This is a genomic window from Algibacter ulvanivorans (assembly GCF_048381495.1).
Classification (GTDB): domain Bacteria; phylum Bacteroidota; class Bacteroidia; order Flavobacteriales; family Flavobacteriaceae; genus Algibacter_B; species Algibacter_B ulvanivorans.
In genome coordinates this window covers 238713-251729 of the sequence record NZ_JBLWGD010000005.1, presented here as the reverse complement: position 1 = coordinate 251729, position 13017 = coordinate 238713, and the positions used below count along the sequence as shown (strand labels likewise).

Annotated in this window: 16 protein-coding genes; 13 read left to right on the top strand and 3 right to left on the bottom strand. The window is 29.6% G+C overall.

Features of this window, described 5'->3' with window-relative positions; translation table 11 throughout:
- Positions 1-3 precede the first annotated feature (3 nt).
- Entirely contained in the window at positions 4-864 is an 861-nt protein-coding gene (locus ACNG5D_RS13375; RefSeq protein ID WP_418184030.1) for a hypothetical protein, read from the top strand.
- Here ACNG5D_RS13375 and ACNG5D_RS13370 read toward each other — a convergent pair.
- Complete coding sequence (locus tag ACNG5D_RS13370; protein ID WP_418184029.1) at positions 861-1853, bottom strand: helix-turn-helix domain-containing protein; 993 nt, start codon at positions 1851-1853, stop codon at positions 861-863. The two genes, ACNG5D_RS13375 and ACNG5D_RS13370, sit on opposite strands and share 4 nt — an antisense overlap.
- Before the next feature lie 78 nt (positions 1854-1931).
- On the opposite strand from ACNG5D_RS13370, the gene ACNG5D_RS13365 reads away from it, so the two are divergent.
- The 5 genes from ACNG5D_RS13365 to ACNG5D_RS13345 all read left to right on the top strand — a co-directional run bounded on the left by ACNG5D_RS13365 (position 1932) and on the right by ACNG5D_RS13345 (position 7270).
- Complete coding sequence (locus ACNG5D_RS13365; RefSeq protein ID WP_418184028.1) at positions 1932-4271, top strand: TonB-dependent siderophore receptor; 2340 nt, start codon at positions 1932-1934, stop codon at positions 4269-4271.
- 92 nt (positions 4272-4363) lie between these two features.
- Complete coding sequence (locus ACNG5D_RS13360; protein WP_418184027.1) at positions 4364-5080, top strand: DUF4198 domain-containing protein; 717 nt, start codon at positions 4364-4366, stop codon at positions 5078-5080.
- Between the two features lie 15 nt (positions 5081-5095).
- Complete coding sequence (locus tag ACNG5D_RS13355; protein ID WP_418184026.1) at positions 5096-5428, top strand: hypothetical protein; 333 nt, start codon at positions 5096-5098, stop codon at positions 5426-5428.
- Position 5429: 1 nt separating this feature from the next.
- The gene (locus tag ACNG5D_RS13350) at positions 5430-5729 is read left to right on the top strand and encodes a hypothetical protein (protein ID WP_418184025.1); all 300 of its coding nucleotides are present in this window, start codon (positions 5430-5432) and stop codon (positions 5727-5729) included.
- A gap of 2 nt (positions 5730-5731) precedes the next feature.
- Positions 5732-7270, top strand: a complete 1539-nt coding sequence (locus tag ACNG5D_RS13345; protein ID WP_418184024.1) for a PepSY domain-containing protein — start codon at positions 5732-5734, stop codon at positions 7268-7270.
- Here ACNG5D_RS13345 and ACNG5D_RS13340 read toward each other — a convergent pair.
- Positions 7263-7640, bottom strand: a complete 378-nt coding sequence (locus tag ACNG5D_RS13340; protein ID WP_418184023.1) for a DUF1801 domain-containing protein — start codon at positions 7638-7640, stop codon at positions 7263-7265. The genes ACNG5D_RS13345 and ACNG5D_RS13340 overlap by 8 nt on opposite strands.
- 87 nt (positions 7641-7727) lie before the next feature.
- Between ACNG5D_RS13340 and ACNG5D_RS13335 the strand changes: the two genes are divergently transcribed.
- From ACNG5D_RS13335 to ACNG5D_RS13305, 7 genes are read left to right on the top strand one after another with little or no spacing between them, the layout of a single operon-like run.
- On the top strand, positions 7728-8333 hold the full coding sequence (locus ACNG5D_RS13335) for a hypothetical protein (RefSeq protein WP_418184022.1): 606 nt from the start codon (positions 7728-7730) through the stop codon (positions 8331-8333).
- Positions 8333-8623 (top strand): hypothetical protein, encoded by a 291-nt coding sequence (locus ACNG5D_RS13330; RefSeq protein WP_418184021.1) that lies wholly within the window; start codon positions 8333-8335, stop codon positions 8621-8623. Before ACNG5D_RS13335 ends, ACNG5D_RS13330 begins: the two co-directional genes overlap by 1 nt.
- 10 nt (positions 8624-8633) lie before the next feature.
- Positions 8634-8927, top strand: coding sequence for a winged helix-turn-helix domain-containing protein (locus tag ACNG5D_RS13325; RefSeq protein WP_418184020.1), 294 nt, complete (start codon positions 8634-8636; stop codon positions 8925-8927).
- Positions 8928-8978: 51 nt separating this feature from the next.
- Positions 8979-10361, top strand: a complete 1383-nt coding sequence (locus ACNG5D_RS13320) for a DUF4153 domain-containing protein (RefSeq protein WP_418184019.1) — start codon at positions 8979-8981, stop codon at positions 10359-10361.
- Complete coding sequence (locus tag ACNG5D_RS13315) at positions 10361-10741, top strand: hypothetical protein (protein WP_418184018.1); 381 nt, start codon at positions 10361-10363, stop codon at positions 10739-10741. The genes ACNG5D_RS13320 and ACNG5D_RS13315 overlap by 1 nt, the downstream gene beginning before the upstream one ends.
- A gap of 1 nt (position 10742) precedes the next feature.
- Complete coding sequence (locus ACNG5D_RS13310) at positions 10743-11111, top strand: ribosomal maturation YjgA family protein (RefSeq protein ID WP_418184017.1); 369 nt, start codon at positions 10743-10745, stop codon at positions 11109-11111.
- Positions 11108-11773, top strand: a complete 666-nt coding sequence (locus ACNG5D_RS13305) for a DUF1361 domain-containing protein (RefSeq protein ID WP_418184016.1) — start codon at positions 11108-11110, stop codon at positions 11771-11773. Before ACNG5D_RS13310 ends, ACNG5D_RS13305 begins: the two co-directional genes overlap by 4 nt.
- On the opposite strand, the gene ACNG5D_RS13300 is transcribed toward ACNG5D_RS13305, so the two are convergent.
- On the bottom strand, positions 11752-12957 hold the full coding sequence (locus ACNG5D_RS13300; protein WP_418184015.1) for an NAD(P)-dependent oxidoreductase: 1206 nt from the start codon (positions 12955-12957) through the stop codon (positions 11752-11754). The genes ACNG5D_RS13305 and ACNG5D_RS13300 overlap by 22 nt on opposite strands.
- Between the last annotated feature and the right edge of the window lie 60 nt (positions 12958-13017).

The following is a 13017-nucleotide window of genomic DNA, read 5'->3' as shown; positions in this document are numbered from 1 at the left end:
TAAATGACTGTTAAAACATCAAAACCTATATTAGGTTTACTATGCCTTTTATTTACATTTAGCCTAAATGCCCAAAATACAGAACCATTAAAATATACCGCATCAAACAAAGGCAAATTCTTTGTAAGTTGGGGTGGCAATAGAGCATCTTTTTCAAAATCGGATATACACTTTAAAGGCGAAAACTATAATTTTACCATAAAAGATGCCGAAGCAAAAGATAAGCCTAAAGGTTGGCATATAGATTATATAAACCCAACCCGAATTACCATACCGCAAACCAATTTAAAGTTAGGGTATTTTATTTCAAACAAATACACCATCTCGTTAGGTGTAGACCACATGAAATATGTTATGTACAGAAATAAAACAAAAACTATAAACGGTTATATTAACTTACCAGATACAGAACCAGGCTCGCAATTTAATGGCACGTACAATAACGAAACCACTTTTATATCAGAAGATTTTTTAAAATTCGAGCACACCAATGGATTAAACTACGTTTATGCCGAATTTGCTAGGTACGATGATATTTCAAAAATATTTAACATACAAAACACAGACAAGTTTCAAATAAACCTAACAGAAGGCTTAGCTGGCGGTATTTTATATCCAAAAACAAATACCACACTTTTACAAAAAGACCGGTATGATGAGTTTCATTTAGCAGGTTATGGCGTTTCTATTCATGCTGGACTTAACTTTACTTTTTTCAAGCATTTCTTTATACAACTAGATTTAAAAGGAGGCTATATTAACATGCCAGATATTAGAACCACAAGTAATACTGCCGAAAGCGCATCGCAAAACTTTCTTTATTTACAACGTGTCATTGCCTTTGGAGGAATTTTTAGAATTTAAACAACCTTATTTCTAAAACTTTTAGGTGTTTTATTGTAAAACCTTTTAAAAGCCGCGCTAAAATGTGTTGCATTTTTATAACCAACAATTTCTGCTATTTCATATATTGGAGCATCTGTATTTTGTAATACATACATGGCTTTTTTCATTTTTAACTCTAAAAAGTATTGATTAACCGTACAGTTAAAAACACGCTTAAATTCTAATTTTAAAATATTTTCACTTAAACCTGCAACATCTGCCAGCTCTTGTATAGCAAAATTCTCATTTAAATTATTTTCTAAAAACTGCTTTAAAACAAACAATCTTTTTAATGGTTTTGGTTTTACTAACCCATTATTATTAACATTAAATGCCTTATAGTTTTCTAGTTGCAAAGCTACAATCTCTAGAACTTTTGCCTCTAAAAACAGGCGTTGCACTAACCCTTCACCATATTGCTCTTCTATAGCTTCAATAACCGAAAATACACGGTGCGTTATAGGTATAATAATGTTAGAATCGGTTAGCTTTTTAAACTCTGATGCCTCAATAAAATTATGTTTTTTTAAAAATGTGTTAGAAATGGTTAGTTTAACTTCTTTAAAAGGCTTGTTATTATAAAACTTTAAAGCGCCTTTAAACTTTTTTATGTAGGTCATTAAACATTCATTCTCTTCGCAAGGTATATCATCTGTAGAGTTATTTATTTGAATAAGCATTTCGCCCTTAACTAAAAAGGATAAACACAACGCATTAACATCTAATTCATTAAAAAAAATAAAATTGTTATTAAATATAAAATTGCTAATAGTAATGTTTACGCCATCAAAATAATATTCAGTTATCTCTCCTTTTCCAAACTCTGGATATACTTCTCTTTTTACTTTTAATAATCCGCATCGTTCGTTCTGTTTAACTTCTTTACTTATAACGTTTTTTAAAGTTAATTGTTCTTTTACTAAATCTATTACTTTAAAATTTTTCGTTTCACGTCTTTTTTTTTCCAAATCACGTCATTAATTAATTAACTAAGCATTCTATTTTTGCACAAAATTTTATTTAGACTAAATACAAATAACAAAAATATGATAAAAAAATTAATACTTATAACAACACTTTTATTTTCTTCAATATTTATATATGCTCAAAAAGGTAATTTAAAAGGAAAGGTAATTTCTAACAAAGGTGAAGCCATAGAAAATGCCAATGTGTTTATTAAAAACACAACTTTAGGAGGTTTTACAACACAATCAGGATTATATACTATTAACAATATAAATACAGGAACTTATACCTTACACGTATCGTATGTTGGGCATAAAGCCCAAGAAATAAATGTGGTTATTAAAAGTAATGAAACCACAAATGCACCAACCGTTGTTTTAAATGAAATTGAAGAACAGCTAAACGAAATAATTTTAGAAGGTAATAGAACAAATAAATACTCGCAACGCGAAACATCGCCTTCGTTACGTTTAAAGGGTGAACTTATTAAATTGCCTCAAAACATTCAAGTTATTAGTAGCGATTTAATGGTAGATCAACAAGTTACAAGTATTATGGACGGTGTTATTAGAAACGTAAGTGGTGTATCTATGCTAGAACATTGGGGGCATTTTGCACGTGTAAACATGAGAGGTTTTAGATTGCCTGCGTTTAGAAATGGTATAAATGTTCAAGATTCGTGGGGACCACTTTCTGAAGACATGAATACTGTAGATCGTATAGAATTTGTTAAAGGTCCTGCTGGTTTTATGATGTCGGCAGGAGAGCCTGGAGGCTTTTATAATGTAGTTACCAAAAAACCAACTGATGAAAAAGTAGCTCAAATATCGTTAGCTGGCGGAAGTTTAGATTATTATAGAGGAACCATAGATTTAGGTGGAAAATTAACTAAAGATGGAAAACTTTTAGGCCGATTTAACGGTATGTATCAAACTACCGATTCGCATCGTGGTAATGAAGACGTACAACGCTTTGGTATTGCGCCATCAATAACCTATAATTTTTCAGATAAAACCTCATTAACTACCGAGTTAAATCTTCAACAAGCCGAAAGTTTTATAGGATCTGCTTATATTTTCGCCCCTGTAGCCGATGGTTATGGTAGCTTAGATAGAGATTTTAAATTTACTGATGATAACTACCCCGTTACCAACATACAGGAAGTTACTGTGTTTACAAACTTTAAACACGAATTTTCTAAAAACTGGAGTTTAGAGTTGCAAGTAGCTTATTTAAGATACAATCAAGAAGGAAACTCAACATGGATTTGGAGTTTTCAAGACAATGGTGATGCTGTACGATACGCAAGTGGCTGGGATGCTTTATCTATAGGTAAATATTTTCAAGCTTATATTAACGGTAATTTTAAAACCTTTGGTTTAAAACATACTGTTTTGGGTGGTTTCGATTTTAGCGAAAAACAATACTGGGCAGATTTTAATCAAACTTTTATTATTGATACAGATCAACCATTTAATATTTACAATCCTGTATATGGCCAAACAGAAACCCCTACTTTTAATAGATCGCAAAAAGTAAGAAACAGGCCAAATGCTTATAATTATGGTTCTACAATACGTGCGTTTTATGCTCAAGACGAAATAAGCTTTTTAGAAAACAAAATTAGACTTACTCTTGCTGCAAGACATACAGAACTTGTTACATTAGGAAAAACCAAAACCGATAAAAAATTTACACCCAGATTTGGTTTAAGTGCAGACATTTTACCAAACTTAACCGCTTATGCTTTGTACGATCAGTCGTTCTTAGGGCAAACAGGCATCAGTAAAACAGGAGAATACTTTGACCCTGTTGAAGCTAATGATATTGAAGGAGGTATTAAAACATCGCTTTTAGATGGACGCTTAAAAGCATCCGTTGGTGTATATCAAATTACGAAACAAAACGTATTAGTTACAGACCCAGAAGATATAAACTTTTCTATTCAGCTTGGCGAAATTCAATCAAAAGGTATCGAGTTTGATATGCAAGGCGAAATAACACCTCAATTAAACATTGTATTAAACTACGCCAATACAAATGTTGAAATTACTAAAGATACAAACCCTGATAATATTGGGCAACGTGTAGCTGGCCATGCAAAACACTTAACAAACGGGTGGCTTAATTATAATTTTGCCAACACCTCGAAACTAAAAGGCTTTGGGGCTTCTATTGGTTACCAATACCAAATAGACCGTTCTGCATGGGCTTGGGGAGCCGATAACAAAAGTGATTTACCAGATTACTTTAGGCTAGACGGAGGGCTTTCTTGGAAAAACAAAAAAATGCGTATACAGTTTAATGTTAATAACATTCTAGACGAATATTTATACTCTGGTTCTAACTATGGTAGCTATTTATATTGGCAGTCTGAACCTGGTATTAACGGAAGAGTAACCGTAACCTACAATTTATAATAGTTAATTTTTGAGTTTAGTTGAGTTTTAGTTATGCAGTCTTCTTATTTAAAATTAAGAAGGCTGCTTTTAACCTTTTAAATATAACACACATGAAAAAAATATTTTTTACAATTGCATTAGTTACCATGGTAACTACAAAATCTTTTGCCCATTATCTGTGGATTGAAACAAACCCTATTGGTAAAATAGGAACCGAGCAACAAATAAAAGTTTACTTTGGCGAGTATACTTATGGCGTTATTGAAAAAGTAAATGGAGAAAACTACCCAAAAGTTAAAAACTTCACGCTTTGGATTATTGATGAAAACGGAAAAAAAACAACCTTAAAAACCAATGCCTTTGAAAATTATTATCTAGCCACATTTACTCCAACAAGTAACGGCACTTATACCGTAGCCTTAAACAATAATAATATTGATGTTATTGATTATACACAGTACGATTTTGGAATTTTTAAAACACACTATCATTCATCTACAAAAATACAAGTAGGAGAAACAACAACCGAAACTGCTGCTGTTAACCAAACAGGAATTACAATAAAAGACGTATCTAACAATACCGATGAAAAAAAGCTACAAGTTTTATACAAAAACAAGCCACTAGCAAACAACGAATTAAAAGTTTTTGTGGCCGATTTATGGACAAAAACCTTACAAACAGACAATAATGGCATGGTTTCATTTAAACGCCCTTGGAAAACAAAATATATTGTTGAAACCACAACCAAAGAAGAAGTACCAGGTATTTACAACAAAAAAGAATACCAATTTATATGGCATTGTGCTACATACACTATACTATAAAAACATAAAGTTAACATGGCATCATTAGCATTTATTATACTTTTTACAGCTTTTTATATGTTTTATTGCACATCTAAAAAAGCAACAATAATTTTAAATTTTGGAATTGAAAACTGGGTTAAAAGAAACACTAAACCAGCAAAAATTATTGGTTTACTATTATTAATTGTAGCTATAAGTTTATATGCGTATTATTTTGGAATTGGCGTTGGTATACTACTTTTTTTTATTGTTTTAATGACTTTAGGAAGTCTAATAATAATCCTTTCGCCCTTAAAATTATTAAACATAAAAACCACATTATTGCTATTTGCTGCATTGGTTGTTATAGAATTTCTAGCTTTTTAATATGCCTGCTAACACAAAATATTTATCGTCAAACTGGCAACGATTTGCAAAAATATCTGCCGGGATCTTAGGTGGCTATTTAGTATCTACAACCTGCCATTTAGCTTTAGCGTCTTGGTGTAACCATGTTATAGTAATTATAAGTTCTACCTTTACAGGTTTTATACTTTGGGTTACATTAATGATTTTGGCCTTTTTATCAAAAAACGGTTGGAAACTCTGGGGTATTTATTTACTACTAACCATATTTTTTTCAATTATACTGTATTTAGGAATGCTTTATAACCCTATTATTTCTTAACCATGAAAAACAGAACGTACAATATTCTTTTCCATACTCATACCGTTAGTGGTATTGTTATAAGCGTCATACTTTATGTTATATTTTTTGCTGGTTCGTTTTCTTTTTTTAGAGATGAAATTGTAAACTGGGAACGTAATGATACTGTAAAAATTACTGATGATATTGAAATAGATTTTGATACCGTATTAGATTCCTTAAACACCACATATAATTTACATGGCAGAGATATTGAATTAAAAAAATATTATATAGAAGATAGAATTGGAGTATCTATTTCGGCATCAAAAGATACCTTAAGAACAGAAAATAATTCAGCCTTTTTCTATTTAGACAATCAAGATTTAACCGAACATAACTACACAGACTCCTATACTTTAGGCGAGTTTTTATATAGGCTTCATTTTTTAGCACAAATACCCTACCCTTTTGGCTACTATTTATCGGGCTTTATTGCATTATTCTTTTTATTTGCCATTATTACAGGAGTTATTGTACATTGGAATAAGATAGTGTCTAATTTTTATGTTTTTAGACCATGGTCGAAACTAAAAACACTTTGGACAGATGCACATACTGGTTTAGGAATGATTGGTCTTCCGTTTCAATTTGTTTATGCTGTTACAGGTGCATTTTTTATGATAAAAGCTTTATTAATTGCTCCAACTGTAATGACGCTTTACCAAGGTAATGAAACTAAATTTTATGAAGATTTAGGTTATACACACCCGCATTTCGAATTTAAAAACGAACTAATAAAAACAGATGTTAGTATTAATAACTTAAGTAAAAAAACAAAAGCACTTTGGGAAGGTTTTAATATAACCGAAATTCATATATTTAATTATGGCGACTCTAATATGCATGCCTCTATAAGCGGTCATTTAAATTACAACACTAAATTTAATGCTACGGGAGAAGCTATTTATAATTTAAAAACAGGGCATTTAGTTTCTAAAAAAGATCCAACCTTACAAGCGTCGTACCTTGATAGTGTTAAAAATATATTATACCGAATTCATTATGGCGATTATGGTGGTTATGTTTTAAAAATTATTAGCTTTTTACTAGGTATAATAACTTGTTTTGTTATTATTTCTGGTGTTATGATTTGGCTTGTAGCAAGAAACAAAAAAAATACGCCAGAAAAAAAACGACGCTTCAACCAACGCGTTGTTAGAATTTATTTAGCCATTTGCTTAAGTATGTATCCTATAACAGCCGCAACATTTGTTGCTGTAAAGTTATTTCAACCTTATAATAAAAGTTTTATTTATAGTTTTTACTTTATAGGTTGGTTAGTACTAACTATACTTTTTATTATAAAAAAGGACAACGTATTTACCAATAAAGTGTGTTTAATTTCTGGTAGTATTATTGGTTTTTTTATACCAATAGCAAATGGTATTAGTACAGGAAACTGGATATGGAAAAGCTATAGTGAACAACAAACTCAATTATTTTTTATTGATGCTTTTTGGATTGTATTAGCTTCAATTACACTTTGGGCCGCTTTTAAAGTAAAAAAAACAGTTAAATAAACCATGCCTTTTTGCTTTTACTAAGTAATGCGTATGCTGCATGCAAAAGTGCTATAAAATTTTCTTGGTTTAAACTTTCAAGTGTTTTTAATTGTATGGAACGTACTTGCTTTCTTTTATTATCGTTTTTTAAAACAGGAAAATCTTTTTCTAATAATATACCTTGTACAAAACACACATCAACATAATCTTTCCCTTTTAATATGTTTAAATAAATCATTGGCTTTTTGCCAATATTATAAAACGGAATTTTGTAGCTATAACGCTCTTCTACTTGTGGCAAGGTTTGTAAAATTATGCTTCTAACATAAAGCATTATAGATTGATAGGGCTCTTTTTGGTTTATAAAATATTCGTCTACAGGTTTCACAAATTTTATTTTATTTCAAACTTAACAAAAATTTATAATCATAAATTCAAAAAATATTATTTACTTTGCATTTCAAAGTACTTTTATATGGAATCAAAAGATTATTTAAAAGACATTAGCGAAATTAAAGATTTAATGAATAAATCGTCTCGTTTTATTTCGCTTAGTGGTTTATCTGGAATACTTGCTGGGATTTACGCTTTAATAGGCGCAGCTATAGCTTATTGGTTAGTTCAAAATTTTAGTTATGGCACTTTAAAATTAGACGGAAAAATATTTAGGTTAATATTACTAGACTTAGGTTTGGTTGCACTATTTAGCATTATTACCGGAATTATTTTATCTATAAAAAAGGCAAAGAAAAATGCAGCAAATATATGGGATGCAACGTCTAAACGTTTAGTTTTAAATTTTTTAATTCCTTTAGTTACAGGCGGCCTGTATATATTAATTATTTTAAGCCATGGTAAGTACGGCCAAACTGGAGCGTTAATGCTAATTTTTTATGGACTAGCTTTAGTAAATGCCTCGAAATATAGTATTGGAGATATTAGGTATTTAGGCTATACCGAAATAATTTTAGGCCTAATTGCCGCATTAATCCCTGGATATGGGTTTTGGCTTTGGGTTTTTGGCTTTGGTATAATGCACATAATTTATGGTACTTGGATGCATTTTAAATATGATAAATAATGGTAACAATAAGCAAAAGATTTAAAATTTTAATGGCTTGTATTATAGTCATACTTTTAATACCGTTAATTGGCATGCAATTTTCTAACCAAGTTAACTGGACTATACAAGATTTTATTGTTGCAGGGTTATTACTTTTTAGTGCAAGCTTTACTGTAGAATTATTTCTTAAAAAATTTAAAAATAAACAACACCGTATTATAATAGTATCTGCCATTATAATTATTCTTATTTTAATATGGATAGAGCTTGCAGTTGGTATTTTTGGCTCGCCTTTAGCTGGAAGTTAAATAAAAAATAATGAGCATAATAACAAACATAAACAAAGCTTTCGACCATAGAATTAGATTAGGTATTATGTCCATTTTAATGGTTAATGAATATGCCGATTTTAATATGTTAAAAGAATTACTTGGAGCTACAGATGGAAATTTAGCAAGCCACACCAAAGCTTTAGAAAAGGCTGAATACATTAAAGTTGAAAAGCAATTTATTGGCAGAAAACCCAACACCCGATACTCTACTACTAAACTAGGCAAGGAGGCTTTTAAAAAACATATTGAAGCTCTTGAAAAATTAATTAAAAAAGAATAAAAAAATTTACCCATTTACTTTGAAAAACAAAGTACTTTAAAACAATTAAAAATGAAAAACTTAATATCAATAATTAGTGCTCTTTTATTCAGCATACTTTTTTACGGTAAAAACATAGGGCTTAACCTTTCTTTGTTTAGTGTATTAATTATAAGCGCTTTATTTATTCAGCATAAAAAAGCATTTAAACAAAAAAGTACTGTAGCATACGCAATACTTTATTTATTAACTGCCTTTGCAGTATTTATATATAACAATAGCTTATCAATTATAGCAAATACAATAGCTTTAATTACTTTAGTTGGGCAAATATCAACACCAAACGCATCCCTTTACATTAATTGGTTAAATGGCTTATACTCTACTATCGCAGGGCTATTTCATAGACATTTTAATACTATTGAAAAAGAAGAAAAAAAAGTTTTAAATAAAAACATAGATTACTTACATCTTTTTAAAATTATTAGTGTTCCTATAGTTGTAATTGTTCTTTTTATTTGTCTTTACAAAGATGGAAATCCTGTATTTAATAATTTAATTAACCATATAGATTTTAGTTTTATAAATCTTCAATGGATATTGCTAGCAGTATTAGGGTATTATTTAATAGATAACATATCTAAACCTATAGCTGTAAATCCAGCTACTACTATTGATGCCGAAACAGGAAACCTGTTAATTAAAGAAGAACAAAAACAAGAACAAGCCAATTTAATAAAAGAGCATCAGTTTGGTTTTATCCTAATATTTGCCTTAAATGTACTTATTATTTTATTTTTAATTACAGACTTTACATACCTTACAACGTCGACCGATTTTCGGGCTCCATCATTTTCTAATCAAGTACACAGTAGTATTTATACACTAATTGCTTCAATTATAATAGCAATAATTATTATTCTGTACTTTTTTAGAGGCGAATTAAACTTCTATAAAAAAAATAAAGGCTTAAAAGTAGTTGCTTTTGCCTGGATTTCACTTAACGCTATACTTATAATAAACATAGCTATAAAAGACTTTCAGTACATTTATTACTTTGGGCTTACCTACAAACGCATTGGTGTTTTAGTTTACCTATTACTAACCATTATTGGCTTAACAACTACATATATTAAAATTAAAAACATTAATAACCTTTGGTATTTATTTAGAATAAATACCCTAACAGCTTTTACTATATTAATAGTATCCTGTACTATAAACTGGGATAGTTTTATAACCATTTACAACTTAAACTATTCAAAATCTATGGATTTTAAATATTTAATAAAACTATCTAACAACAACACGTTTATTCTTAAAAATTATTTAGATAAAAAAAGTTTAAACCAAAAGCAAACAAGAGCAATTAACAGAAAATACAAGCGCTATTTAAAAACGTTAAGCAAAAATACTTGGCAAGAAATTCATTTTGATAACTTAAAAATTAAATAATGAGCTTAAACACCTCAACAACAATAATTAAAGCAACCGGATTATCTGGTGTAATATTTTGGGCAATTATTTTTACTGATTATTTTAATTCTGAAATGTTTCTATTTGTTTTACTATCTGTAATTCCAATTAGTATATGTTGCTCGTTAACCATTTGTTTAACCATTGCTCCTTTTTACTGGCTAAAGCAAAAGCATAAAAGCTATAAACATATTTATAAAACCTATCTGCCTTATTATGCTATTATTTTATTTGGCTTATGTATTTATTTAATAGTCTTTTCGAATTTCGAACTCTTTTTTATAGCGTTTGTAACGGCTGCTTTTTTTACAACTTTAAAATCTTGGAGTTGGCTTATAGAACCAGAAAGAAACAACTAATATGAAGCTAAATAAAACATATATAATTTTAACTTTAATACTTTTAACAATAGAAGTGCTTATTGCTATATATTTAAAAACAGGTTTTATAAGGCATACCGTTGGCGATTACTTATGCGTTATTTTACTTTATTGCTTCTTTAAAAGTTTTATAGTAAACAACCATTTTAAAATAGCAATTATGGTTTTACTTGTCGCTTATACTGTTGAGTTTTTACAGCTTACTAATTATTTAGCTTTATTTAATTTGCAAGATAACTACCTTTGTAAACTCGTTTTAGGTAGTACTTTTCAAGTTTTAGATTTAGTAGCCTATACACTTGGTATTATTAGCACATTATTTTTTGAATATAAATTTAATAAACTATGAATAGCTTAAAGCAGCTCTTTTTAAATAGAAATAAAACGGTTTGGTTATTAGGTATTTCTATTTTATACAGCTTGGCATTATTAGTTATACAGATAAAAATTTCAAATTCTCTTTTTTATTTAATATTAATTTGGAATTTATTTTTAGCTGTTTTGCCTTATGTTGTTTCTTGCTATTTATCAATACTTAAAAATCATAATAAAATAGCTTTTACCTTTAGTTTTTGTCTTTGGATTGTTTTATTACCCAACGCACCATACATTATTACAGATTTTATACATTTAAAAATAAGTAATCCATATATGCTTTGGCTAGATGCCTTATTAATTTCTTCTTTTGCATTTAATGGACTGTTATTATTTTACTTATCGGTACATGATGTAAAAACTTTACTTTATCGTTTTTTTACCAAAAGACAAGTAAATTATATAATTATAGTAACTATGTTTTTAACAAGTTTTGGTATTTATTTAGGTAGATTTCTAAGGTATAACTCTTGGGAAATATTAAGTAACCCTAAGTGTTTATTTATCGATATTTTTAATATAATAACTAGCCCAAATACGAACCAAGAAGCATGGCTTTTTACCATACTTTTTGGTTTATTTTTATGTATTGGCAATTTTACTTTTAAGATTTTTTACTCTAATCCGTCCACATAATCTTGTAAATACGAAAAGCGTTTTGTTAGTTTTCCGTTTTCGGTAATTTTAGCACGTTTAAGAATACCATCGGCATCGTTATTGAAAAAGGCTGGTATTACATGGTTTAAAAACATATCGCCAAAACCTTCGCTAGCGTCTTGTGGGAGTTCGCATGGTAAATTATCTACAGCCATTACGGTTATAGCTTTATCGTTTTTATAATCTATTTCGGTTTCGGTTTCTGGATCGTATCCATAAATAGGATCTGCAATGGTTGATGCTTTTATAGTTGTTGCTACTGGGCCATCTACATCGCAACTTACATCGGCTACAACTTTAATATTAAAATTGGCTAATTTCACATCTGCTCTTGTATATAAGTATGGTGCACCATCGCCATAAAAATGTCCGGCAATATAAAAATCGGTTACTTTGGCAAAGCGCATAAAGTTAGATGTGTATTCTTGCGGATTGTTATAAAAATCTTGGTTATTTATTACTTGTCCATCTTTTCGTTTATTATAATCTAAAACATCTATTTTACAATATACAGGCTCGTTAAATGTGTTATTTAGATATTCTTGTACCGATACATTTTTAATATTCATGGCGTCTAGCATTTCTTGCGACCCTTTTGCTACTTTACCGCTTCCGGTTAATAGTATTTTTATGTTTGGAAGCGTTATTTGGTTTAATTCTGCTATTAATGCAGCTTGGTTTGGTAACGGTCCTGCTTTGGGCAAACTCCATGAATTGTATTTTAGTCCCCATGCTCGAAACCCATTGTAAGCTCCAACAATGCCTGCGTAACGCCCAAAACCTATTAAACGAAATCCTTTTTCGTTTACTATAGTTTCATGGTCGTAGAGTTCTATATTTTTTTCTAAAATGGCTTTTAGCAGTTTACGGTTATAGGGTTGTTTTTTTATGGTGTGCGAAAAGAAAAAATATTTTTTGTTTGGTATAAGTGCTTCTATTGGCACTTCTTTTACGCCTAACATAACATCGCAATTTGCCACATTGTCTAATACTTCAAAGCCTGCGTTTTTATATTCTTGGTCTTGAAATACTCTTATGTTTGAAGACTCTACTTTAAATACGGCTTCTGGAAACTTATTTGTTGCTTCTTTTAATTTTGATGGTGAAAATACCACACGGCGGTCGGGTGGGTTTTTGCGTTCTTTTATTATGGCAAATTTCATATTTTGTATTATTACGCCTAAAATTTAGGATTAATATTTTTTGTCTTTTTTACTGACAGA

Coding starts and splice junctions, on each gene's coding strand:
- ACNG5D_RS13355 (WP_418184026.1), top strand. CDS start 5,096: ATGGCATCATTAGCATTTATTATACTTTTTACAGCTTTTTATATGTTT.
- ACNG5D_RS13375 (WP_418184030.1), top strand. CDS start 4: ATGACTGTTAAAACATCAAAACCTATATTAGGTTTACTATGCCTTTTA.
- ACNG5D_RS13360 (WP_418184027.1), top strand. CDS start 4,364: ATGAAAAAAATATTTTTTACAATTGCATTAGTTACCATGGTAACTACA.
- ACNG5D_RS13305 (WP_418184016.1), top strand. CDS start 11,108: ATGAATAGCTTAAAGCAGCTCTTTTTAAATAGAAATAAAACGGTTTGG.
- ACNG5D_RS13350 (WP_418184025.1), top strand. CDS start 5,430: ATGCCTGCTAACACAAAATATTTATCGTCAAACTGGCAACGATTTGCA.
- ACNG5D_RS13320 (WP_418184019.1), top strand. CDS start 8,979: ATGAAAAACTTAATATCAATAATTAGTGCTCTTTTATTCAGCATACTT.
- ACNG5D_RS13365 (WP_418184028.1), top strand. CDS start 1,932: ATGATAAAAAAATTAATACTTATAACAACACTTTTATTTTCTTCAATA.
- ACNG5D_RS13335 (WP_418184022.1), top strand. CDS start 7,728: ATGGAATCAAAAGATTATTTAAAAGACATTAGCGAAATTAAAGATTTA.
- ACNG5D_RS13345 (WP_418184024.1), top strand. CDS start 5,732: ATGAAAAACAGAACGTACAATATTCTTTTCCATACTCATACCGTTAGT.
- ACNG5D_RS13325 (WP_418184020.1), top strand. CDS start 8,634: ATGAGCATAATAACAAACATAAACAAAGCTTTCGACCATAGAATTAGA.
- ACNG5D_RS13310 (WP_418184017.1), top strand. CDS start 10,743: ATGAAGCTAAATAAAACATATATAATTTTAACTTTAATACTTTTAACA.
- ACNG5D_RS13330 (WP_418184021.1), top strand. CDS start 8,333: ATGGTAACAATAAGCAAAAGATTTAAAATTTTAATGGCTTGTATTATA.
- ACNG5D_RS13315 (WP_418184018.1), top strand. CDS start 10,361: ATGAGCTTAAACACCTCAACAACAATAATTAAAGCAACCGGATTATCT.
- ACNG5D_RS13300 (WP_418184015.1), bottom strand. CDS start 12,957: ATGAAATTTGCCATAATAAAAGAACGCAAAAACCCACCCGACCGCCGT.